The organism is Gemmatimonas groenlandica (genome assembly GCF_013004105.1).
Classification (GTDB): Bacteria; Gemmatimonadota; Gemmatimonadetes; order Gemmatimonadales; family Gemmatimonadaceae; genus Gemmatimonas; species Gemmatimonas groenlandica.
Genome location: NZ_CP053085.1, coordinates 2,736,808 through 2,758,470, shown reverse-complemented (window position 1 = coordinate 2,758,470; position 21,663 = coordinate 2,736,808). Strand labels below are relative to the sequence as shown.

22 protein-coding genes and 1 tRNA gene are annotated in these 21,663 nt (G+C 63.6%); 7 read left to right on the top strand and 16 right to left on the bottom strand.

From position 1 onward, the window contains the following. Window positions 1-2 precede the first annotated feature (2 nt). The 4 genes from HKW67_RS11650 to tdh form a co-directional block, all read right to left on the bottom strand. Window positions 3-488 carry an ATP-binding protein gene (locus HKW67_RS11650; RefSeq protein ID WP_171225544.1) on the bottom strand — a complete coding sequence of 162 codons (486 nt, stop codon included), beginning with the start codon at window positions 486-488 and terminating at the stop codon, window positions 3-5. After that, complete coding sequence (locus HKW67_RS11645) at window positions 481-1,494, bottom strand: sensor histidine kinase (protein ID WP_206044395.1); 1,014 nt, start codon at window positions 1,492-1,494, stop codon at window positions 481-483. Before HKW67_RS11645 ends, HKW67_RS11650 begins: the two co-directional genes overlap by 8 nt. A gap of 160 nt (window positions 1,495-1,654) precedes the next feature. Continuing rightward, window positions 1,655-2,851, bottom strand: a complete 1,197-nt coding sequence (locus HKW67_RS11640) for a glycine C-acetyltransferase (RefSeq protein WP_171225543.1) — start codon at window positions 2,849-2,851, stop codon at window positions 1,655-1,657. Window positions 2,852-2,863: 12 nt separating this feature from the next. Next, on the bottom strand, window positions 2,864-3,886 hold the full coding sequence (tdh, locus tag HKW67_RS11635) for an L-threonine 3-dehydrogenase (RefSeq protein ID WP_171225542.1): 1,023 nt from the start codon (window positions 3,884-3,886) through the stop codon (window positions 2,864-2,866). A gap of 733 nt (window positions 3,887-4,619) precedes the next feature. Here tdh and HKW67_RS11630 point away from each other — a divergent pair. After that, on the top strand, window positions 4,620-4,940 hold the full coding sequence (locus tag HKW67_RS11630) for a hypothetical protein (protein WP_206044394.1): 321 nt from the start codon (window positions 4,620-4,622) through the stop codon (window positions 4,938-4,940). Between the two features lie 104 nt (window positions 4,941-5,044). On the opposite strand, the gene HKW67_RS11625 is transcribed toward HKW67_RS11630, so the two are convergent. Next, complete coding sequence (locus HKW67_RS11625) at window positions 5,045-5,221, bottom strand: hypothetical protein (protein ID WP_171225541.1); 177 nt, start codon at window positions 5,219-5,221, stop codon at window positions 5,045-5,047. Between the two features lie 240 nt (window positions 5,222-5,461). Continuing rightward, window positions 5,462-6,172 carry an SAM-dependent methyltransferase gene (locus HKW67_RS11620; protein WP_171225540.1) on the bottom strand — a complete coding sequence of 237 codons (711 nt, stop codon included), beginning with the start codon at window positions 6,170-6,172 and terminating at the stop codon, window positions 5,462-5,464. Window positions 6,173-6,433: 261 nt separating this feature from the next. Here HKW67_RS11620 and mutM point away from each other — a divergent pair, with 261 nt between their 5' ends. After that, window positions 6,434-7,222 (top strand): bifunctional DNA-formamidopyrimidine glycosylase/DNA-(apurinic or apyrimidinic site) lyase, encoded by a 789-nt coding sequence (gene mutM, locus HKW67_RS11615; RefSeq protein WP_171225539.1) that lies wholly within the window; start codon window positions 6,434-6,436, stop codon window positions 7,220-7,222. On the opposite strand, the gene HKW67_RS11610 is transcribed toward mutM, so the two are convergent. The 8 genes from HKW67_RS11610 to HKW67_RS11575 form a co-directional block, all read right to left on the bottom strand. After that, a complete protein-coding gene (locus HKW67_RS11610) occupies window positions 7,219-8,316 on the bottom strand; it encodes a glycosyltransferase family 4 protein (RefSeq protein ID WP_206044393.1) in 1,098 nt (365 codons plus the stop codon). The genes mutM and HKW67_RS11610 overlap by 4 nt on opposite strands. 25 nt (window positions 8,317-8,341) lie before the next feature. Beyond that, window positions 8,342-9,418 carry a glycosyltransferase family 4 protein gene (locus tag HKW67_RS11605; protein ID WP_171225537.1) on the bottom strand — a complete coding sequence of 359 codons (1,077 nt, stop codon included), beginning with the start codon at window positions 9,416-9,418 and terminating at the stop codon, window positions 8,342-8,344. A gap of 2 nt (window positions 9,419-9,420) precedes the next feature. Beyond that, on the bottom strand, window positions 9,421-10,605 hold the full coding sequence (locus HKW67_RS11600; RefSeq protein WP_206044392.1) for a class I SAM-dependent rRNA methyltransferase: 1,185 nt from the start codon (window positions 10,603-10,605) through the stop codon (window positions 9,421-9,423). Then, window positions 10,602-11,594 carry an endolytic transglycosylase MltG gene (gene mltG, locus HKW67_RS11595; protein WP_171225536.1) on the bottom strand — a complete coding sequence of 331 codons (993 nt, stop codon included), beginning with the start codon at window positions 11,592-11,594 and terminating at the stop codon, window positions 10,602-10,604. The genes HKW67_RS11600 and mltG overlap by 4 nt, the downstream gene beginning before the upstream one ends. A 30-nt stretch (window positions 11,595-11,624) precedes the next feature. After that, window positions 11,625-12,086 (bottom strand): Holliday junction resolvase RuvX, encoded by a 462-nt coding sequence (gene ruvX / locus HKW67_RS11590; protein ID WP_171225535.1) that lies wholly within the window; start codon window positions 12,084-12,086, stop codon window positions 11,625-11,627. A 22-nt stretch (window positions 12,087-12,108) separates the two neighbouring features. Beyond that, on the bottom strand, window positions 12,109-13,407 hold the full coding sequence (gene rho / locus HKW67_RS11585; RefSeq protein WP_206044391.1) for a transcription termination factor Rho: 1,299 nt from the start codon (window positions 13,405-13,407) through the stop codon (window positions 12,109-12,111). Continuing rightward, window positions 13,401-13,474: transfer RNA gene (locus HKW67_RS11580), tRNA-Arg, on the bottom strand. Before HKW67_RS11580 ends, rho begins: the two co-directional genes overlap by 7 nt. 56 nt (window positions 13,475-13,530) lie before the next feature. After that, entirely contained in the window at window positions 13,531-14,355 is an 825-nt protein-coding gene (locus HKW67_RS11575; RefSeq protein WP_171225533.1) for an AraC family transcriptional regulator, read from the bottom strand. A gap of 135 nt (window positions 14,356-14,490) precedes the next feature. Here HKW67_RS11575 and HKW67_RS11570 point away from each other — a divergent pair, with 135 nt between their 5' ends. Then, on the top strand, window positions 14,491-14,643 hold the full coding sequence (locus tag HKW67_RS11570) for a hypothetical protein (protein ID WP_171225532.1): 153 nt from the start codon (window positions 14,491-14,493) through the stop codon (window positions 14,641-14,643). Window positions 14,644-14,660: 17 nt separating this feature from the next. On the opposite strand, the gene HKW67_RS11565 is transcribed toward HKW67_RS11570, so the two are convergent. Continuing rightward, window positions 14,661-15,863 carry a tetratricopeptide repeat protein gene (locus HKW67_RS11565; protein WP_171225531.1) on the bottom strand — a complete coding sequence of 401 codons (1,203 nt, stop codon included), beginning with the start codon at window positions 15,861-15,863 and terminating at the stop codon, window positions 14,661-14,663. A gap of 99 nt (window positions 15,864-15,962) precedes the next feature. Then, window positions 15,963-16,205 (bottom strand): hypothetical protein, encoded by a 243-nt coding sequence (locus tag HKW67_RS11560; RefSeq protein WP_171225530.1) that lies wholly within the window; start codon window positions 16,203-16,205, stop codon window positions 15,963-15,965. Window positions 16,206-18,105: 1,900 nt separating this feature from the next. On the opposite strand from HKW67_RS11560, the gene HKW67_RS11555 reads away from it, so the two are divergent. From HKW67_RS11555 to HKW67_RS11540, 4 genes are all read left to right on the top strand, one after another. Further along, window positions 18,106-18,576: a hypothetical protein gene (locus tag HKW67_RS11555; RefSeq protein WP_171225529.1), complete on the top strand. Its 471-nt coding sequence runs from the start codon at window positions 18,106-18,108 to the stop codon at window positions 18,574-18,576. A 233-nt stretch (window positions 18,577-18,809) separates the two neighbouring features. After that, entirely contained in the window at window positions 18,810-19,253 is a 444-nt protein-coding gene (locus tag HKW67_RS11550) for a hypothetical protein (RefSeq protein ID WP_171225528.1), read from the top strand. Between the two features lie 1,108 nt (window positions 19,254-20,361). After that, window positions 20,362-20,781 carry a hypothetical protein gene (locus HKW67_RS11545; RefSeq protein WP_171225527.1) on the top strand — a complete coding sequence of 140 codons (420 nt, stop codon included), beginning with the start codon at window positions 20,362-20,364 and terminating at the stop codon, window positions 20,779-20,781. A gap of 182 nt (window positions 20,782-20,963) precedes the next feature. Further along, window positions 20,964-21,455 carry a DsbA family protein gene (locus HKW67_RS11540; protein WP_171225526.1) on the top strand — a complete coding sequence of 164 codons (492 nt, stop codon included), beginning with the start codon at window positions 20,964-20,966 and terminating at the stop codon, window positions 21,453-21,455. Window positions 21,456-21,663 lie beyond the last annotated feature (208 nt).

The window sequence follows — 21,663 nt, the reverse complement described above, 5'->3', positions numbered from 1 at the left end:
GGTCAGACGGGTCCTGAAGAGGAAGCGCCGGCGGCGCCGCGCTTGATAAGCGTCAATCGGTTCAGCATGCCCTGCTCGGTGGACGCCGAGTCGTAGTGCACCTCGTCCACCATCTGCTTCACGAGAAACCAGCCCAGACCGCCGATCGGGCGGTCGATCCAATCGGACGTGAGGTCGGGAGCCGGGGCGTCGGCGGGGTCAAACGGGTGCCCACGGTCTTCTACCACAATGATGGCATCATCTTGGCTCCGCCGCACGGAAACGCGCGTCGGCCCCGGCGCCATGCCGACCGTCTCGTGGTCCACGGCGTGCTCCACGAGGTTGGCGCACACTTCATCCACCGCCAGCACGATGGCGTCGGTCGCGCCGGCGCACCCCAGTTCCTCCATCGTGACCCGCAGGAACTGACGGATGTCGCCGAGTCGGTCGAGTGTCAGCGGCGACAGCGCGAGGATGCGCTCCGCGTCGTGGTTCGAGGGGTCAGCCATGAAGACTCTTGCCGGTCGCGAGAGGGATCTGGAACATGCGTGTCTGGAAGGAAATCGGTTCCGAGTCGTCCACTTCATCACCTGCCGCCGACTCAATGGAGTCGGGCGCGGGCCCCTTGGCGGGGAGCATGACGGTGAACGTCGAGCCGCTACCCGCCTTCGATTCCACTTCGATGTCGCCGCCCATCATGAGTGTGAACCGCCGGCAGAGTGCGAGCCCGAGTCCGGTGCCACCGTGGTCGCGCTGCGTGGTGGCGTCGGCCTGCGCGAAGGCCTGAAACAGACGGCCAAACTGTTCGCGGGAAAGACCGACGCCGGTGTCTTCGACGCTGAGTGCGAGGAAGTCTTCGCCGTGTCGTTCGGTGCGCACGGCGCGCAGCGTGACCGTACCGTTGGTCGTGAACTTGCCGGCGTTGGAGAGCAGATTCAGCAACACCTGACGCACCTTGCCGGGGTCGGCCGTCATCGTGCCGACATCGTCGTCGCTGTGCACGACGAACTGATTGCCCTGCTTCTTCACCACCGGCGCTACGGTGGCCTCGACATCACGCAGGAGCGTCGCGACGTCGACCGTTTCGAGATTGAGGTCCATGCGCCCGGCCTCGATCTTCGAGAAGTCGAGCACATCGTTGATCAGTCCTAATAGATGCTTGCCGGCGCCGGTGATCTTTTTGACATCGGCGGCGATCTCGCCCGGCGTCATGTCGGCCGCGTCTTCCTGCAGCATTTCGCTGTAGCCGATGATGGCGTTGAGCGGTGTGCGCAGCTCGTGGCTCATGTTCGCCAGGAACATGCTCTTGGCACGACTGGCCGACTCCGCCTTCTGCTGCGCCTCGGTGGCGGCATCGCGCGCCGCGCCGAGGGCCTTGATCGTGTCGTCGAGTTCTTGTCGCTGAGTCGCGCCATCACGTTGCAAACGCGCCTCGCGCGCACGGAAGTACGCGACGAGCGCCGCCACAGACAGCGACAGGATGATACTGGCCAGCAGGAGGGAGGCTGGGGACACGGCGCTTCCGATTCAGGTGATACGATCACAAAAGGCACTTCTCTGCGTTCTCTGCGACCTCTGCTGCTCTGCGTTATCAGTTCCTCGATGGTGCCCAAGGGTGCCCGATCACGCAGAGTCGCAGAGAGCGCAGAGGTCGCAGAGGGAACAGCAGAGGGAACTACGAAATGAGGCCGACCAACTTTCCGACTTCCTTGAAGGCTGAAATAACCGCGTCGAGGTCCTCACGCGTGTGCGCCGCGCTGACCTGACAACGCACGCGCGCCTGACCCTGCGGGACCACCGGGAAGCCGAAGCCGGTCACGAATACACCGCGGTCGAGCAGCATTTCGCTGACCGTGATGGCCAAGGCGGTCTCGCCCACGATGATCGGGACGATCGGCGTTTCGCCGGGGAGTGGATGGAAGCCCGCCTCCTGAATCGCCGCGCGGAAGTACGCCGCGTTGTCGTGCAGCTTGGTGACCAACTCCGGATGCGCTTCCGTGAATTCCACCGCGGCCAGCGAACTGGCCGCCACCGTGGGCGGGAGCGCATTCGAGAACAGCTGCGGGCGCGAGCGCTGCGTCATCATGTCGCAGAGCGCCGCGGGTCCGGCGATGAATCCGCCGGCCGCGCCACCGAGCGCCTTGCCGAGCGTGGACGTGATGATGTCGACCTCGCCCATCACGCCGAAATGCTCGGCCGTCCCGCGCCCGGTCTTGCCCAGCACGCCGGTGGCGTGCGAATCGTCCATGACGACGATGGCGTCATGCTCGCGGGCGATCTGCAGGATCTCGGGGAGCTTGGCGATCGAGCCTTCCATCGAGAATACGCCGTCGGTCCAGATGATCTTCCGCTTGGCGTCCTTCGCGCCGCGCAGCTTCTCCCGGAGGTCGTCCATGTCGCTGTGCTTGTAGACCGCCGTCGTGCACTTCGTGATCGACTTGGCCAAGCGCACCGAGTCGATGATCGAGGCATGGTTGAGCGCGTCGGACACCACGAAGTCGCCCTCGCGGGTGATCGTGGGCGTGAGCGCCTCGTTGGCGTTCCAGGCCGACACGAACGAGAGCGACGCTTCGGTGCCCACGAACCGGGCGAGCGCGGTCTCGAGGTCGCGATGCAGCGCGAAGGTGCCGCAGATGAAGCGGACCGAGGCGGTGCCGGCGCCGTATTGCTCGAGCGCGTGAATGCCCGCCTGGACGACCTCCGGCTCGTTGGCGAGACCGAGGTAGTTGTTGGACGACAGCACGATCACCTCGCCGCGTCCTTCCATCCGCACGCGGGCGCCCTGCGGCGACTCGAGGTAGTTGAGGCGCTTGTAGGTGCCGGCGGCCTTGAGGGCGTCGAGCTCGGCCTGCAGTTCAGTCTTGAGTGACATGGAAAGTCTGGTCTACAGCTGGAAGATGATCTTGCCGGCGTCGCCGGATTTGATCAGGTGCATCGCGTCATCGACCGCTTCGAGCGGGAGGCGGTGCGTGATCACCGGGGTCGGATCGAAGTTGCCGGAGGCGACGAACCGTGACATCTGGTGCCACGTGTCATACATGCGGCGGCCGACCACGCCATAGATCGTGAGGCCCTTGAAGATGATCTCGGTGGCGAAATCGATGTCGATCGACTTGGAGGGAATGCCGAGCATGTTGACGCGGCCGGCGGGGCGGCAGAGCGCGAACGCCTGATGCACGGCGGAGGGAACGCCCGACATCTCGAGCACGACGTCGGCGCCGTTGCCGTCGGACGCCTTCATGACGGCGGCCTTCGCGTCGTCGGGATGTACGGCGTCGTGGGCGCCCATGGTACGGGCCAGCTCGAGACGTTTGGGGTTCACGTCGGTGGCGATGATGCGCGCGGCGCCAGCGGCTTTGCAGATGCCCACGGCAAAGGCCCCGATCGGGCCGCAGCCGGTGATGAGCACGACGGCGCCGGGGATGTTGGCCGTGAGCGCCGTGTGGAAGGCGTTGCCCATCGGGTCGTGAATACCGCCGATGTCGTAGCTGATCGAATCGTCGAGGTGCCAGACGTTGGTGGCCGGCATCGCGATGTACTCGGCGAAGCACCCGTCGCGGTCGACCCCGATGATCTTGGTGGAGGGGTCGGCGTGCGCATTGCCGGTGCGGCTGAACAGCGAGCGCTCGTCGACGATATGCCCCTCGGCCGTAACGCGGTCGCCGACCTTCACGCTCTCGACGAAGCTGCCGACCGCGACCACGTCGCCGGCGAACTCGTGGCCGCAGATGAACGGCGGCTTGCAGCGACCGGCGGCCCAGGCGTCCCACTCGTAGATGTGCACGTCGGTCCCGCAGACGCCGGCACTGCGCACGCGAATGAGCACCTCGTCGTCGCGAATCGTCGGCTCGGGTACGTCGGTCAGCGTGAGTCCACGACCAGCCGTTTGCTTCACCAGCGCTTTCATGTCACTCCCAGGAGAGATCGTCGTGCGGTCAGAAGGCGAAAAGTCGCACGCGCGCGGAGCGCGTGGAAGGCCGGATTTCGACGTCCGATTTTGAATTCGGGTGATGTAATCGCGCGCGTTCTTTATACGCGCTATTGCGCTCTTGAATTATCCACGCGTATATTCGCGTGAATTCAACGACTTGCGTGCTCTGTCCACATCCGGGTGTCCGTGGTTCCCGCAACACGGCAACAGGGTGCGCAATCCTCATCGGCAACGCGTGGCCATAAAACGGCACGAGTTCCTCGAGCAGTCCACGGTCGCTTTGGCGACCACCTCTGGCGTGGCGAACCGAGTTTCGGTTCAGACCACGGTTTCGTCGTCGCTGCTCGCGCCTGTGCGCGGAGCGACGGCTTGCTCCGCTGTCGCCATCGCGATGCGTGAGCCGCGCGGTCTTCGTGTCGTCTCTTCCCACGACACCATCGGCATTCGATGCGGTATTCGTTGCCTCGCGCGCATCTCCCCCGTCCTTCGTGAACGAACTGTGCGGCCGCGTTACGCTCTTGGCGTTTCTGCGCTGCGCGATGCTCCTGCCTGGTCCCGTCGCTGGTCGACGCGGACATCCACCTGCACGACTCCTCTGGAGACCGTGTAGCGCATAAGACCGCGGTGCATGCGCCGCGCCTTGTGTGAGCTCACCTTTCCACCGGGGGAAAGGGAGTGCGAACCAAACCTCCTCGAGAGGATTTTCGAAATGGCTCCTGCCAAGAAGGCCGCCAAGAAGGCGGCAAAGAAGGGTGGCCGTAAGGTCGCGAAGAAGGCGACCCGCAAGGTCGCGAAGAAGGGCGCAAAGAAGGCCGCGAAGAAGTCGGTGAAGAAGGCGGCCAAGAAGGCGACCCGTAAGACCGCCAAGAAGGCGACCCGTAAGGTTGCCAAGAAGGCTGCAAAGAAGGGTGCCAAGAAGGCCACGAAGAAGGCCGCGAAGAAGGGCGCCAAGAAGGCTGCGAAGAAGGGTGCCCGCAAGGCCACCAAGCGCGCCAAGAAGGTTGTCGCTCCGGCTCCGGTCGCCGCGTAACATCGCGTTCGTGCCGTTTGCAGGTGTATAAACGCGAAGGCGCCGGCATGTCTGCCGGCGCCTTTCACGTTTCCATGATGTCCTTCACTGTCCGCCGATCTTTTTCAGGAGGCGGCGACGAACTCCGTCACGCGCTCGATCTCCAGCACCTCGTCGTCGGGCACAGGGCCCCACACGAAGGCGGCAAAACGCGACGGACGATCGCCGGGTCCACCGTCGGCGATCACGATCCCCATGGGTTCGCGCTGTTGCAGCACGAGAACTGACTCTTTGAGACGCATTGTGGGTGATCCTCCACCCCGAGTGTGAGCACTGCAGGGTCGCACAGAAGCGACCGATCGGGCTCTCTATAAGCACGCCCAATGCCACTCCGTTCGCATTTGTAAATGGTTGCCATTAAATGACTTAAAAACAAACTCCGACGTGAGCCACGTCGGCGGTGTCCTACTGACACGTCACAAATTCGACTTCCGTGTGTGCAAACGACACAGGGACGTGTCGGTTCCCGGAGCTGCGACCGCTTAGGCGACGGCGAAATCCTTCCGCGCCATGAACGTCTCGCGCAGCCCCACGGTCTTCTCGACGGAGATCGTCCAGCCGCGGTAGCGCGAGCGCAGCTCCTCGAGCGGGAAGCCGTCATGCATGCTCTCGGTGCCGGCCGCGATCGTTTCCACGAGATGCACACCGCCGTCGACCGTCGCACTCTGCAGCACTTCGATCACGCGCGCGCGATCCTGCGTGGTGAGCCCGGCAAAGGCGGTGGGTGAGCAGACCACGCCGTGCAATTCTACGTCGGGTGCCCAGCCACCAAGATCGGCGCAGTAGCCACGAACGCGCTCGGTCAGCCCTGCGGCTTCCGCCGCCCGCACAACGCGCTCTACGGCGTCCTCGGCGGGCTCCACGGCGGTGACGGCGCACCCTCGTGCTGCGAGATACAGCGCCGGGCCTTCACGCTCCGCACCCGCCACCAACACGTGGCGATCGCTCGAGTCGGCGAGGGCGCGCACCAACATGGCGTTGGGGTCGATGCCCCAGTGCTCGGGCTTCTGGTACTGCTCGAGCATCTTGAGCCGACGCCGCTTCCAAGTGGCGTACGTCGGCAGTCGCAGGCGCTTGGTGATCAGCCGGTCGACTTCCTGCCACACAACCATTTCCGTGAGCGCGATCTGATCCTGCTTGCGCAGCACTTCAACGGCTTCGTCGCCGATCTTGAGCAGCGCGCCGCGCGACACCGAGTCCTTGTAGTCCTCGATCTCGCGTTCGACGAACAGCTCGTACTCGTACTTGAGCGATCGGGGAGATTGGATAACGGTGCCCCAGAGGTGTGGATGGAATGTGGATAAAGTAGGTGTCGCCTGCCGGAACGCAAGAGGAAATTGCCGGCGTATTTGTGATCCACGAACTTCCAAGTGTCTTTCGGCATTACAGTTGGGATGGTGCCGCGACAGTGCTGCCTAGCCGTCCCCGTCCCGTCTCCTCCGCCACCTCGCCGTATGCCCGAGTTGCCCGAAGTCGAATTCGCAGCCGCGCGACTCCGCACGGCGGTCGCCGGTCGCGTGATCGCCCGCCTCGACGCCCTGCACCCCTCCCAGCAGCGCCACCTGCCGGAGGAGGCCAGACGGGCCGCCGAAGGACTCACGATCGACCGCGTGGAACGCCGGGCCAAGATCCAGCTGGTGCATCTGCAGGGCGGGGCCCTTCTCGAGGTCCACTTCCGGATGACGGGCGACTGGGAGTTCACCCGCGTGGGCGAGGCGCCCCCGCGCTATGAGCGGGTCCGCTTGGAAACAGCCGATGGCGTGCGGGTGTCGCTGGTGGACAGTCGAGCCTTCAGCGTGGTGCGCCTGCACGCCGCCGGCGCCTTCGTGCTGCCGGCGATCGGCCCGGAACCCCTCACCGACGACTTCACGGCCGACGGCTTTCGCGCCGCACTCGCGCGACGCAGTGGCCCAATCAAGCCGGCGTTACTCGACCAGAAACTGGTGGCCGGCGTGGGCAACATCTACGCATCCGAAGCGCTGTGGGAAGCGCGCATTCATCCGGCTACCGTCGCCAACACGTTGTCGCGCGAACGCGTGACGCGTCTGCGCGATGCCGTGCGCCTCGTGCTCGAGACCGCGCCTACGGAGCGCTACTACGGGCGCGACGATGTGAACGAGAACGAGATCTGGCGCGTGTACGGCCGAGAGGGCGAACCCTGTCGTCGCTGCGGCGCGACGCTCAAGCGATTGCCGCAAGCGGGACGCAGCACCTTCTACTGCCCGCGCTGTCAGCGACGCTAGACCGGCCGCGAAACGCCTTCGGCTGCGGCGCGATCGAAGCAGGACAGCGTTTCGGCCGCCGTCTTCGCCCATGAGAACCGCGCGGCCTGCGCGTGTCCAGCGGCAATGAGTGCATCACGCAGCCCCGGCTCCTGCAGCAGGCGCATCATCTGCGCGGCCAACGCGGCGGCATCATTCCACGCAAAGCGCAGTGCGGCATTGCCCACCACTTCCGGCAGTGAACTGGCATCGGCGCAGATCACCGCGCCGCCCGCGCGCATGGCTTCGAGCACCGGCAATCCGAAGCCCTCGTAGCGCGACGGAAACACGAGGGCCGACGCGCGCCGATACAGCGCCACCAACCGCTCGTCGGTCACGTATCCCACATGCGTGAGCCACGGTGCCGCGCCGTACAACGCGCGCGTAGCCGGCGACATCCCGGGACCGCACTGCACCAACGGGACCGTCATTCCGTGCGCATGGAGCAGCGTCATCGCCTCGTACAGCGTGAGCAGATTCTTGCGCCCTTCCTGACCGCCGACCGTCAGGAAGAACGGGCCGGTCACCGCCGCCGCCGGCTCTGGCAGCGGGGCCTGGGACTCGTCGAGCGGGAGGTCGTCGGCGGCCAGCAGCGTCACCGTGATGCGCAACGGATCGACCTGCAACCGCTCCACAATCTCGCGCTTGCTGAACTCGGAAATGGTAAGAATGGCGCTGGCCTTCGACATGGTGCGCTCATAGCGACGGCGATACTTGAGTCGCTTGAGCACACGCCACCATTGGTCATCCAGCTGCAGCATCGGCGCCAGATCCAGCGTGCTCACCACCATCGGCCTTCGCGCAGCCGTCGTAATGAGATTCCACGGATACCACACGAGATCGGCATCGCTGTCGGGCAACGCATCGATAGGCGCGACCGTGGTACGCGCCGCGAGCTGTTCGTGCCACGAGGCCAGCAGCGCGGTGAGCGACGCCGCATCGTCGGGGCGTGCCATGTACATCGTAAAGCGCATCGACGGCTGTTGCTGCACGAACTGCCGGAGCAGGTTGCGCACGTAGCGTCCGATGCCGCGGCGCTCACCCAGCAGTTTGGTGGCTTCGATGGCCAGATGCATGCCGCCGCTCGTCACGCTACGCTCATCACGCCACGCTGCCGAAACACGCCAGCGTCTGGTCAGCGGCACGCGACCACGAAAACCGAGACGCGTGTGCGATACCGGCGGCGATTCGTTCGGCCCGCAACAGCTGATCGTTCGCCAATCGCGTCATCTGCGCGGCCAACGCCGCGGCATCATCCCATGCGAACAGCAGTCCGGCGTCGCCCGCCACCTCCGGCAACGCGCTGCTGTTGGCACAGATCACCGGGCACCCGGCGCGCATGGCCTCGAGCACCGGCAAGCCGAAGCCCTCGTAGCGCGACGGCAGCACCAGGGCCACGGCGCGACGATACAGCGTGACGAGCTCGGCGTCGCTGACAAACCCCACATGATGCAGCCACGGCGCGCTACCGGCGACGGCCCGTGTGTTCGACGACATACCGGGACCACACTGGACGAGCGGAATGCGCACCCCGTTCGCGTGCAGCGCGTCCATGGCCGCGTACAGCGTGCGCAGATTCTTGCGCCCTTCCTGACCGCCGACGGTCACGAAGAACGGACCGGTCACCCCCGCGTCATCGAGCGGGCGCGGCGCATCGGCGCCCTCGACATCGAGATCGTCGGAGGCGAGCGGTGTCACCGTAATGCGCGACGCGTCAGCGCCGAGGTGGCGCACGATCTCACCTTTGCTGAACTCCGACACCGTGAGCACGGCGGCGGCGCGCTGCATGGTGTGCTGGTAGCGGCGCGTGAAGCGCACGCGTTTGAGCAGCTTCCACCAGCGATGGTCGAGCTGCAGCATGGGCGCCACGTCGTGCATCGTGACGACCATCGGCCGGTGCGGTGCGGCCACGGTAATGAAATTCCATGGATACCACACCACGTCGGCATCGGTGCGCGGCAACTCCCGCACGTGTGCGACGGTGGTGCGATCGGGCAGGGCCGCATGTAGCGTGGCCAGGTGCGCCCTGAGCAGTGTCATGTCGTCGTCCCGCCGCACGTACATCGTGAATCGAAGCGACGGGTCCCGATCGACGAACTGCGGTAACAGGTTGCGCATGTAGCGACCGATGCCACGACGCTCATGTAGCAGCTTGACGGCTTCGATCGCGACGTGCACGCTCAGCTCATCGCTTCGAGCAGGGCACCCTTGAGGTAGCCGGTCTCCGGCACGGTGATCAGTTCCGGGTGATCCAGCGGCTGGCCGGTGATCGCGCGGAGCGCGAAGGCGCGCCCGCTGTCGGCCGACGCGTCCTGCAGCATTTCGAAGAAATGCCCGCGCGACAGGTGAAAGCTGCAGCTGGCGGTGAACAGCAATCCACCCGGCGCCAGCAGGCGCATGGCCTGAAGGTTGATGTCCTTGTAGCCGCGCAGCGCGCCGTCGATGGCGCTCTTGGTTTTCGCGAACGCCGGTGGATCGACTACGATGGTATCGAACCGGCGTCCCTCCTTGTACCACGCGCGCAGAATATCGAAGGCGTCGCCTTCCACCGGCTCGATGTTGGTCAGCCCATTGCGTTCGGCATGCTCATGCACGCGCGCCAGCGCCGGCGCCGATACATCAAGCGCGAATACCTGGTCGGCCTTCTTGGCCAAGTGCAGCGCGAAGCTGCCGTGATAGGCGAAGCAATCCAGCGCCTGACCGCGGGCCAGTGATCCGATCAGCACACGGTTCTCGCGCTGATCGAGAAATGCGCCCGTCTTTTGGCCGTCCCACGGGGCCGCGAGATAGCGCACGCCGTGCTCCACCACTTCCACGGTACGCGGTACCTCGCCGTACAGCAGCTTCACTTCACGCGGCAGCCCTTCGCGACCGCGCGCGGCGGGATCATTGCGCGCCAGAATACCGGTACAGCCCGTAAGCTCCACCAGCGACGACACGATGGCATCGGTCCAGGCGTCTACGCCGGCCGAAAGCAGTTGTATCACCAGCACGTCGCCGTACTTGTCCACGACCAGCGACGGCAAGCCGTCGCCTTCACCGTGCACGAGTCGATACGCATTCGCTTCACCAGCCAACGGCGCACGACGCGCGATCGCGGCGCGCAGCTTCTCATGCCACCAGGCGGCATCGGGCGTGCGCGACAGATCGGTCTCGACGCGACGCAACGAAATCTCCGACAGTGGACTCCACAACGCGTAGCCAAGTGGCGCACCGTCGGGGCCTTCCAAAGGCACGATACCGGCGGTCTGCGAAGGCCGGCGTTCCACGTCCGAGCGGAACACCCACGGATGTCCCCCACGCAAACGCTGCACCGCGCGACGGGATACGACCGCCGCCCCTTCCATGCGTGGACCACGACTCACGGCTTCACCTTGCTTTTCGCCCGCTTGATCTCGGCGATCGCCTGCTGATGCTCGGCGAACGTGGTACGGAATTCGTGACCGCCATCGGCGCGGGCCACGAAGAACAGATACGGCACATCGGCCGGCGCGAGCGCGGCGGCAATCGATGCTTCACCGGGTGACGCAATCGGGCCGGGCGGCAGGCCAACGTACTTGTAGGTGTTGTACTTCGACTCGACTTCGAGATCCTTGAAGAACACGCGGTCCACGTGCTGCGGCAGCGCATACTGCACCGTGGGATCGGCCTGCAGCAGCATGCCTTTCTTCACGCGGTTCCAGTACACGGCCGAAATCAGGGCGCGCTCTTCGGGCTTGCGGGCCTCTTTCTCGACGATCGAGGCCATCGTGATGGCATCGTGCCGAGAGATGGCCATCGCCTTCACGCGCTGGTCCCATTCGGGCTTCCACACTGACTCGAACCGCTCGAGCATCGCATTCACCGCCTCGCGCGCCGTGGTGCCATCGGCGAACGCGTACGTGGCGGGAAAGAGATATCCCTCGAGCGATGCGGCCGGCACGTTGAGTTTCCGTCGCCATGTGGTGTCGGTCACGGCGACGCGCACGGAGTCTTCGGGTACCGACAGCGCCTTGGCCAACACCGGCGCAATGTCGCGCAGATCGAAGCCCTCGGGGATGACCACCGTGCGCATGATGCCGCGCCCGGTCACGAGCGCGTCGAGCACATAGGCGTAACCGGCACCCGACGGGAACTGATAGGTGCCGGGCTTGATCGTGCGTTCACGACCGGCGGCCGCGGTGTACCAACGGAACAGACGGGGCGAGCCGATGACATCGTGCGCGGCCAGCGAGTCCGCGGCGGCACGCATCGACGCGCCCTTGGGAATCACCACCCGCTCGCTGGATGTCGCCGCATCACCACGGCCTTCGATCTCGCCATATGCGTACCAGGCAGCCGCGACGAGCGCCGCGAGCAACAGAATACGGGTCAAGCCGCCGCGTGAGCGCGAGCGCCGTGCCACTTACGCCTCGACCAGCTCGCCTAGCGTGACACCCTGCGCCGACGCGCGCAGTACGCCTTCCAGCAGAATGCAGGCGGCCAGTGCGTCCACCTCTTCCTTACGACCTCGCGTGCTGCCTCCCTGTTCCTTGATGCTGCGCAGCGCGGCCGACGTGGTGAAGCGCTCGTCGACCAGGCGCACCGGCAGCGGCTGACGCGAAATCAGCTTGGCAGCGACGTCGCGCACTTCGCGGCAGCGGTCGGTTTCCGCACCGGCGGGATCGATCGGCAGACCGAACACGTAGCCCGCCACACCGAGTTCGTCGGCGCGGCGCATCAGTTCGGCGATCGGCGGGCGTTTGCCCGCGCGACGCGTAATGGCGCCGGCGGACGAGGCGAGCATGCCCAGTTCATCACTGACGGCCAGCCCGATACGCTTGTCCCCCCAGTCGACGGCGAGGAGGCGACCGGTCGTCGCATTCATGGCGTGTTGGGCATAGAGATTCTCAGGCTTCCGCCATCTGTTCGAAGAATTCCTGGTTGTTCTGCGCGCGTTCCATTCGCTTGATCAGGAACAGCAGTGACTCGTCGGACGGCATGTCGCCCAGGAACGCGCGCAACAGGAAGATGCGCTGCTGTTCGAAGGGCGTGAGCAAGAGCTCTTCACGACGGGTGCCCGACTTGTTGATGTCGATCGCCGGGAAGATGCGCTTGTCGGCCAGCTTGCGATCGAGCACGAGCTCCATGTTGCCGGTGCCCTTGAACTCCTCGAAGATCAGCTCGTCCATACGCGAGTTGGTCTCGATGAGCGCGGTGGCGACGATCGTGAGCGAGCCGCCTTCCTTGAGATTGCGGGCCGCACCGAAAAACGCCTTGGGCTTCTGCATGGCCGAGGCCTCCATGCCACCCGACATGATCTTGCCGCCCTGCGGCGCCACCGCGTTGTGGGCGCGGGCCAGTCGCGTAATGGAATCGAGCAGAATCACGACGTCCTTGCCCGACTCCACCATGCGCTTGGCCTTCTCGATGACCATGTCGGCTACCTGTACATGGCGGTCGGCCGTTTCGTCGAACGTGGAGCAGATGACCTCGGCCTTGGGACAGCTGGCCTGCATGTCGGTCACTTCTTCCGGGCGTTCGTCGATCAGCAGCACGATGAGCGTGATCTCGGGATGATTCTCGATGATCGCGTTCGCGAGCTGCTGCATGAGGATCGTCTTGCCACCCTTGGGCGGGGCAACGATAAGGGCGCGCTGGCCCTTCCCGAGCGGGGCGATAATGTCGCAGATCCGGGTTGCGACTTCGCCGTTGCTCCGCTCGAGGCGGATGCGTTCGTCGGGATACTTCGCGGTCAGGTTGTCGAAGGCGCTACGCAATTTCGACTGCTCAGGGTCACCACCGTTGATGCGCTCCACCTTGAGGAGCGCGAGATAGCGTTCCCACTCCTTCGGCGGGCGGACTTCCCCCATCACCGTGTCACCGGTGCGGAGGTCGAAGCGCTTCACCTGCGAAGGGGAGACGTAGATATCGTCCGGGCCGTGCAAATAGTTGAAGTCCTGCGACCGGAGAAAGCCGTAGCCCTCCGGGAGCACTTCAAGGACGCCTTCCCCATACAGCGTCGTTTCGGCATCGAGCAGAGCCTGCTCGATCCGGAAGATCAACTCCTGCTTGCGAAGGCCGCTGGTACTCGTGACATGCAATGACGCGGCCAGCGCCAGGAGTTCAGGAACAGACTTCCGCTTCAGCTCGGCTACGTGCACTAGGCATGGGAAACGAGAGTGACCGCAGGCCGAACGGACGCGCATGGCAGGACTCGAACCTGCGACCTTCTGCTCCGGAGGCAGACGCTCTATCCAACTGAGCTACACGCGCAACGCCGGATCGAGGCATTCCCGAAGGAACACCGTTCGTCGGCTAGACGGGACAAGTTAATCGGCTGGTGACGACTGGGGCAAGGAAGCATCGACGTAAGGGCTGCGGTCGATTTCTTCCCGGAACGCCCGAAGCGCCTGCACGAACGCGCCGCGGGCCCGCAGGTGCGTGATGTTCGTGCCGGTGTAGCGCCGCAGCGTCATGCGCAGGTTCGCCGCCTCGTGGAAATCGAGCTGCGCGGCCACCGAGTCGAGCGTATGTCCAGGCTCGTCGAGCAGCCCGGCCGCCACCAGAATCCGGCACCACGTGAGAAACGGCCGTAGCGGCGGGAGTCGTGCTGCGGTGAGCCGGTTCTGCAGGGTGCGGCGTGAGAGGCCGAACACGGCGGCCACGCCGTCGCGGTCGAGATGCTCATCGGAGTGCTCCAACACATACGACAGCAGCGGATGCAGTCGATGCGGCACCACGTCGGCTAACGCGTCCACGATCCGGTGGCTGATGACCCGCTGCGTGGCCGACGCGACAATCCGGGCGAAGACGTGGCGCAGTTCGTCGAGATCCTGGCGGACCAGATCCTGCACGCCGGCGCGGGCGATTTCGAGCAGGTCCTGCGACTCGATCGCGCGCACATCGCACCAGGCGACAACGGGGTGCTGCGGAAACCCCTCACGCAGGCGCCGCAGCGCGAGCAGCGCCGGGGCATTGGAGCCGCCGCCCGCTTCCACGACGGTGAGCGCCACACGGCCGCTGCTCACGGCAATCAACAGCTCGACCTCATCGGCACACGGCACAACCACCGCTCCCTGGGGAACGATGTTGCGGAGACGATCGATCGTCGGGGACGACGATGGGATCCATCCGATGCCGAGCTCAGGCGTCACGTGTGGGTCGACGTGGGAAGAGTGAATCGTGCGGCGAAAAAGTCGTTGCCCACGGTGTTCGGTGATTGCCCACCGTGATGAGGTCGCTCGGGAATCAATCTCGTATCACAGGACATCCCCTTCCCGGAGTATGTCGTGATCGATTCCCGCCGTCTGCTGCTCGTTGCGCTGCTCACCATCGCCCCGCTCGTGGCTGCCTGCCACACGCCGACCGGCAATGACGGCGACGATCCGAACACGCCTCCGCCGGCGGATACGACGCGCAAGGATGTGCGGCCGTGGGGCTGAGGTTGAGACGTCACCGGCTACCGCAAGGCGGTGAGTCGTTCGATGCCGACGCGAAGTGCCCGCTGACGGACCCTGGGAGCGACGTCTGCGGCGGGGATTTCAGGCGGCGCGCTGCGGCTCCAGCTGGCCTCCATCTCGTCGGCGCGGAACACGAACTCGTGATATCCGTGGCGCGCGGCGAGATCGCGTCCGGCCTGGAGAGCCGCTCGAGCGCCGGAGGGATCGTTGATTTCGTACAGCGCGCCGGCGCACTGGATCAGGACCTGCGCGGCGTCGTGCGGCTGATTGGCGTCGCGGATCGTGCGTTCGATCGCCTCGCGGGTCGCCGCCACCTCATGTGGTCGTCTGAGGCGCGCGGCAGCGCGAATGACGCCGCCGAGGACCAGTAAGCGAAGACGTGGGACAGCGATGCGCTCCAGCGTATACGTGAAGCCGCGCAGAGCCGGTTCAGGAAAGCCGGCGTGCAGGGCCACGACTGACAGCTCGAACAGCGCGATGTAGCGCAACTCCGAGTCTTCGGCACTCGCGTCGTGCAACTGCCATCCGTACAACAGCGCATCGCCCAACTGCTGGCGATTGATGGCCAACGTAATGAGACCCTGACAGGCCATCGTGTACGCCCCGCCACCGGGCACGGCTAAATCCAGCGCCTTGCGATAACTCGCTTCGGCCGCCGGTATATTGCCGCGCATGTCACTCAAAAGCGCGCGGCCGATGTGGCCGCGCGCGGCCAGTGGCGCATCACGTTCACGCGTGGCGCGCACCACAACCCGGTCGTAGCAGTCCTGTGCGGCGGCGAAGTCGTTCATCTGTCGCGCGATGCGCCCCAGATGCAACGTGGCCAGCGTGGCCGTGACCGCATCGGCGTGCGCCGTGAGTCGGCACACCGCTGCCACCGTGGTAAACGCCAACTCGTAGCAGCCGGCAATCTCCATGGCTTCGGCTGCCACGCGAAAACGCTCGGCGATGCGCGGAATCGGCACCGTAGGTTCCGGTAGCGCGTCGTGCACCATGCTCGGACGTTGGTCGCCGAACTCGGCCAACAGCGCCGTGGACTGGGCCAGCGCCTGCTCGGTTGGCGCGGAACCGCCGGCCAGCATATCGGCCGACTGCGCCACCGATAGCCACGACATGAGCTGTGCGCCGAGGTCGACACCACGATCCGTGGCACCGCCCGCGTCGGCCGCAAACGCTTGCAGGGGAGAGAGAGGCTTACGCATAGGGCTCCGGAATACGTGACAATGTAAGGGTCAATACTGCCAATGCATTAATCCGCATGAATTCACGCATTTCGTGGCGTCGTCCCCCGCTCGGGTCGACTAGCTGGCGCGCGTCCATTCGGACTCGAGCTCGGTGAGGGTGTTGATCATGTGTCGCAGCGCGCGCACCCGTCGCAGGCGTGCGGCACGGCGCTCCACGTCATTCGGCGCCTGCTCGATGTCCGCGATGGCAGCATCGAGATCGGCCGTGATGGCGCGGAGGTCGCGGACAATACGCAGCGTCGGATCACCCTTTTCGGAGAGTGAATCCAGAACGGCACGGAGGGCACGCGGCATGACCATGCCCCAACATGTCACCGTGCTCACCAAAACAACCGAACACAGTGGGCAACTACCGAACACCGTGGGCAACGACTTTCCGAAATCGGTGATTTTCTTTCGACATGGGGACGAAATGGTGCGATTCTGACTTCGTGGCGTCTCGTTGGAGCGGCGTTCAAGAGGTCAGAGTTGTTGAAGCGAGCGCTCTGGGGTCTGTTCAAGGGGTCAGAGTCGTTGAAAGCGGAATACAGATGCAAGCGGTTGAAACGCCGCGCACGACACTTCAGTGTTGACTTCGCACGATGTGAATCACACCATCCCCGCGTGCTTGCGATTGCGAGCATAGCAGGCAGTCTCTAATAAACGGAGTCTTGTATGAAGCGTCGATTCATTTCAGCCGTATTGGCAACAGCCTTGTTGCCGGCAGCAATTGCTGCGCAAGTTCTTCCGTGTGACGGTCCTTGCGAGGACGACGGGACGACGTGCACCGGATCGTCCTCGAGTTCGACGACATACTTCGTGAAGACGATCGACCCGGGTCCCCCTGTCATACAAGCGACTTGCGCGAGGACGCGATTCAGTGTCGCGACCGTGTGCGTACGAGACGGTACCACGACGACTAGTACATCAGTTTACACGGTCGAAAATTGCGTCTGACAGATCGGAGATTGTCGGTAACTGCCGCCATCATCGCGTTAGCGATGATGGCGGCATGTAGCATGCCCGACACAACTCGCACCGGAACCTTGACCCCTGCCGAAAAGCTGGTCACTGACTCAGCTCCTCAACTCGCTTCGGATGGTAGCGATGACAGTCCGCTTCAAGGCCTCTCGATCGGCCGAAATCGCACAGTTGATATAGACGCGAATTCGTTTGTGCTGCGCGTGCGCGACAGCATCGGCGGGGTCGTGGCGCAATCAGGTGGCGTGGGACGCGGACCAGGCGAGTTTCTGTCTGTTTCGGCTCTCTTTCCAATCGGTGGGGACTCTGTAGCCGTTTGGGATCCGCAGATCAGGAGGCTAACCGTCTTCGACGGAAGCCTGCAGGTGGTAACCGCGACCGTTCTCTCAGCGTGGCCAAGCGTTGGCATGTTGCGAATCATCGGTCGGCTTCACAACGGAATGTTCGTCGGGGTCAGCTCAACGAACAGGAACGAAACTGACCACGGTGTTGCCGTGTCTCGCGAGGTGTTGACCATTCTGAGCGGGCCGATGGATCGGCAGCCTGAGCCCATTCTGCGTGTCGACGGATCAAAGCGCGCGTTGGTTGCGATAACTCAGCAGTCGAGTCAGCTGGTCGCAATCCCAGGATCTCCGTTTCCTAGGGCATTCGCGGTGTGCGGCGACTCGGTCGTCGTCATCGACTCACTTCTCAGCTTCAGTACGAAGTCATCGCGTTCATCCCGCCCATTCTCGTCTCCGGTCGATACTCTCAGTCCTGGTGCACGTCGATTGCTCATTGAGTCCGCTGCTGACGAGCTGGGGAAGGCCTCGGACCGCGAGGCACTGGTCAACAGCCTAAATAGGCTTACTCCAGAACCCCTCATCCGCTCACGTAAGCCTTTTGTAGTCACGACAGACGATGTCTGGTTCGCGGGCTTAGTCGATGGCTCGTCTGTGTTGGATCGACATATGGGTACAGGATTCCCAGAGGAGCGCACTCGAGCGGATGGTCGATTCGTGACCCTTTCGTTGGACGCTCAACGCTTGTTTGCTGTCCGCGTGGACTCAGCCGGTGCGCGATTAACTACGCTTCGGCGGAATGGAGGTAGAAGTTTCAGGCGATCAACCTCGCCATCCGAGTGTGGACCTACGTATTGGTACTAGGGACGACCCAATAGTCGTCAACCCTACGGTCGGCGCCGTTCAAGGGGTCAGAGTCGTTGAACGGGCGTTCAACGACTCTGACCCCTTGACCGGAAGTGGAGCGCGATGAAAGCACCGTGGTCGGCGTGTTCGAAGCGTCAAACATGATGTACCGCTGGCATCTGGCATCAAAGCAGATCGATTCGGTGGCGCTGGAAATCTCTACGCGACGTGGCGCGCGCCCCGAGGTGATGCTGGAGCTGCCGCGCGATCCGTCGAAGGCGCCGGCATTCGCCGTCATCTGGTCGTTCCCGATGCTCGTGGGCATGCTCTCCGGCGAGCGTTCGGCGGTGATCACGTGCGATCCCACCTTCGCAAAGGGCACTTTCACGGGGCCGGCGCACGTATTAGTTGTGGGCTGGCGTTCGCGGCGCAACTGCCGCGAAGTACAGCTCCTGGTCTCGGCGGAGATTCCGGCGCGCTATGCGATGCGCGGAGATACGCTCACGGCGCTGGTGCAGCACGCGGAAGGTGAGACCGCGGGTACGTGGATCGTGCGGTGGGTGATTGGGACCGCGCGGTGCTGAGTGCAGCGCGAGGGACGAAAACACGCGGCGTTGCGCGAAAATGCGGTTGTAAGCGAACACGGTGGGCCATTGGAGAACATGGTGGGCAACGAGAATTCAGTCTCTGCGAATTTGCTCTTGCGCACCAACGATTCCGCTTCAAGTATGAAGTCGCAATCGCCGCATCACGTATTGAGTACTTTGGTCTTGAACGGCGAATCGAGTGGAGCGATTTGGAGTCGGCGGAGGAATGCTTGCTGCTTGACACCGGCGCATACGGTGACGACGAAGTCAAGATGCATTGGCTGGAGCTCCGTGTTCGGATGGGTGCGCTGGCGGAACTGTTCGCCGAGCTGCGGTTGGCGGTCACCGTCGCTGACGCCTGTGCAACTATAGGCGTTGCCGATCGCAGTGAGCTGTCACGCGACCTCGCGCGGAGACGACTGCCACCCGTTCGGCTGTTGAAGAATTGGTTTCAGGTCGTCGAAATGGCGAGGCGCGCCGAGCGTGGCACCTCCTTGTGCAACTTGGCGCTCAGTCGCGGCGAGTATCCTGCCGCGTACTATCGGTTAGTAAGCTCGACGACCGGGCACTCATGGACCGAGGTCGAATCTCGAGGACTGGCGTGGCTGGAGCGCCTCGCCCTGCAGGCGTGGGAGCCATACATGCGCCTACAGAATGCGGTGGAGCTTCGCTGACTCACGGATTTCTGTTGTAGCGCTCAAAAGAACATGGAGTATCATCGTGCTGCCCACGCGTAGGCGTGGTGTGTGCAATTCTTCATTCATGGTAGGGAGTCACATGCGACGAATTCGGATAGTCTCGGCGGGAACAATTGTCATGAGCGTGCTCGCAGCGGGAACAGCGCAAGGTGAGGAGGATCCTGGTGACCTCGCGCGCTGTTACGCAGGGGCGGGAACCGCGTATATGTATTGCACCAGTCACGGATATCCGATTGAGGCCTGTTCGGAGTCGCACACGTGGACCGTCGCGCAATGTGCGATCCAGTACCCGTACTGACATAAAATGAAGGCGAAGCGCATTCGATGGGTGACAAACCCGCTGTCAGTCGTACCCCGCGGATCTCCACGAACTGGGACGATTCGAACAGCGGCGAGAGCTCTGCGCCTCTTCGCTTGCTCGCTACTCGCGTTCGTAACGATCGGCTGCAGTCACGAAAATGGCGCGACGGCTTCTGAGTATAGGCTGCAGTCGATTCGAACGCTAACAGTGCCCGACAGCATCGCCGGTGGTGAACTGATCGATGCTGACTTGCTCGGAGCAATTGGGGTCGTCTTCGCTAGTGGGCGGGGACGCGGGCTGTCGCTCCTGCGCTGGGACGGCACGTTCGCCGAACTCGCGCACTACGGACAGGGCCCGTGCGAGCTCGCGCTCGCTGGTGGACTTGCTGTAGATCCTAAAGGGAAGATTCTCGTCAGTGACTCCAAGAATCGGCGTGTGCAACTATATAACGAGGAACGATGCGAGTCCGAAGTATCGCTTCCGTCGCTATTCGTTTCTCGAATGTGGCGGACGACCGCAGGCGTTCGAGTGCACGCGCAGCGAACCAGTCGGTCGAGCATCCTACTTTTGCTGGGTGATTCTCCCGCCGCCGCGCCGGTGGTGGAGCTGCAATTCTCAAGCGACCCGGAACGTAGTCTCTGCACGTATTGCTGGATGGCCGTCGCGCCAGACGGAACCATCTACTCGCGTGTGCAGGCGGACACCATATATAGAATCGCTCGCTATAGCGCTGGCGGGCGACCGGCTGGATTTATCGAACGAGAGGGAGTTCCCGTAGTCAGGATGTCCGACGCCGACAAAGACTCTGTCGAGATATTTCGGCGCAGTCTGGCGACGAGGGCGCCTAATGAGGCCGCGCGTCGGTCTATCGAGATGGCTCTCGAATCGTACCCCATCACTCCGTACAAGTTCTTGTTTGCCGGGATGCCGCTAGTCGATGCGCAAAATCACCTGTTCATCGCGCGCTCGTCGAATATGGGCATGCCCGTGCCGGTCGATATTTTTGATGCGCCGTCCGGAACGTTTTTAGGGGAAGTCCGCCTGCCTGCGGGTTCGAAACTCGTGCGGTCGACTGAACAGGGTATCCTCGTATTCCGCGACGAAGACGAAGACGGACCTTCTTTCAGTGTTTACCGCCTTGAACGGGCGTCACCAGAACTCCCCAGTTCTACACTGCCGCCGTCAGCGGAGTCCCAAAGGTGAGTACGCGTTGGAAAGGGATCGTGGACGCGGTTTTGGTACTCGCGGCACTACTGGCAGCCGTGAGTCTCGCCTATCAAACGTTCGTACGCCCTCAGCCTCAACGTGTCGATTCTGAGCAACAAGAACCTGCTCGGCGCTTGACGGCTGAGGCACGACCTTTCTCGCTTGCGAGTCGCATAGACGTGGTGACTGCGCCGGACACGCTCCTCATTTTTGCTGACTATCAATGTCCCGCGTGTAAACGCTTCGAACGTTTGCTCAGCGATTACGCGCGAAGTTCGAGTTCCGAACTGACGATCGGCTATTTGCAGTTCCCGCTGCCGAGTCATCCGCAGGCGGTGCGCGCGGCGAATGTTGCAGAATGTGCAAACAGACTCGGGAGGTTTTCGCTCGCCCATCACTTACTGTTCGAGGTGCAGGACACCCTGAGTCGTTTTAATGTCGCCGAAATAGCGAAGAGGGTGCAATCCGTGGATTCGGCAGCCTTCGTTCGCTGCGCAGAGCAATCGGACACCTCCGCCGCCGTTGTCGAGAGTATAAAGCTCGCTCGGCGTCTCGGCGTTCGAGCCACGCCGACACTTATCGTAAACGGCTGGCTGACAGGAGTCCCCTCGGACGCTCGGGAGCTTGCCGAGTGGTTGCAGCGTACTCGTCGCGGCAACCCTCCATATTAGGCGAGTTGGGGTCTCCGTTTGTTAGCGGATTGTTTGCCGATGCTCGAATGCTCCGTTCGCGCGTTCAGTGCGCTTGCATGGCCCCACCCGCGTACTTTTGCCGTCGCGAGATCCGTCGCTGCGCTCCATACTTGTCGAGACTTACCTGACGGCAACCTTTGGCCGGCGGGATGACACCAATTGCGTGCCATCGCCCGTCGCCGCTGTC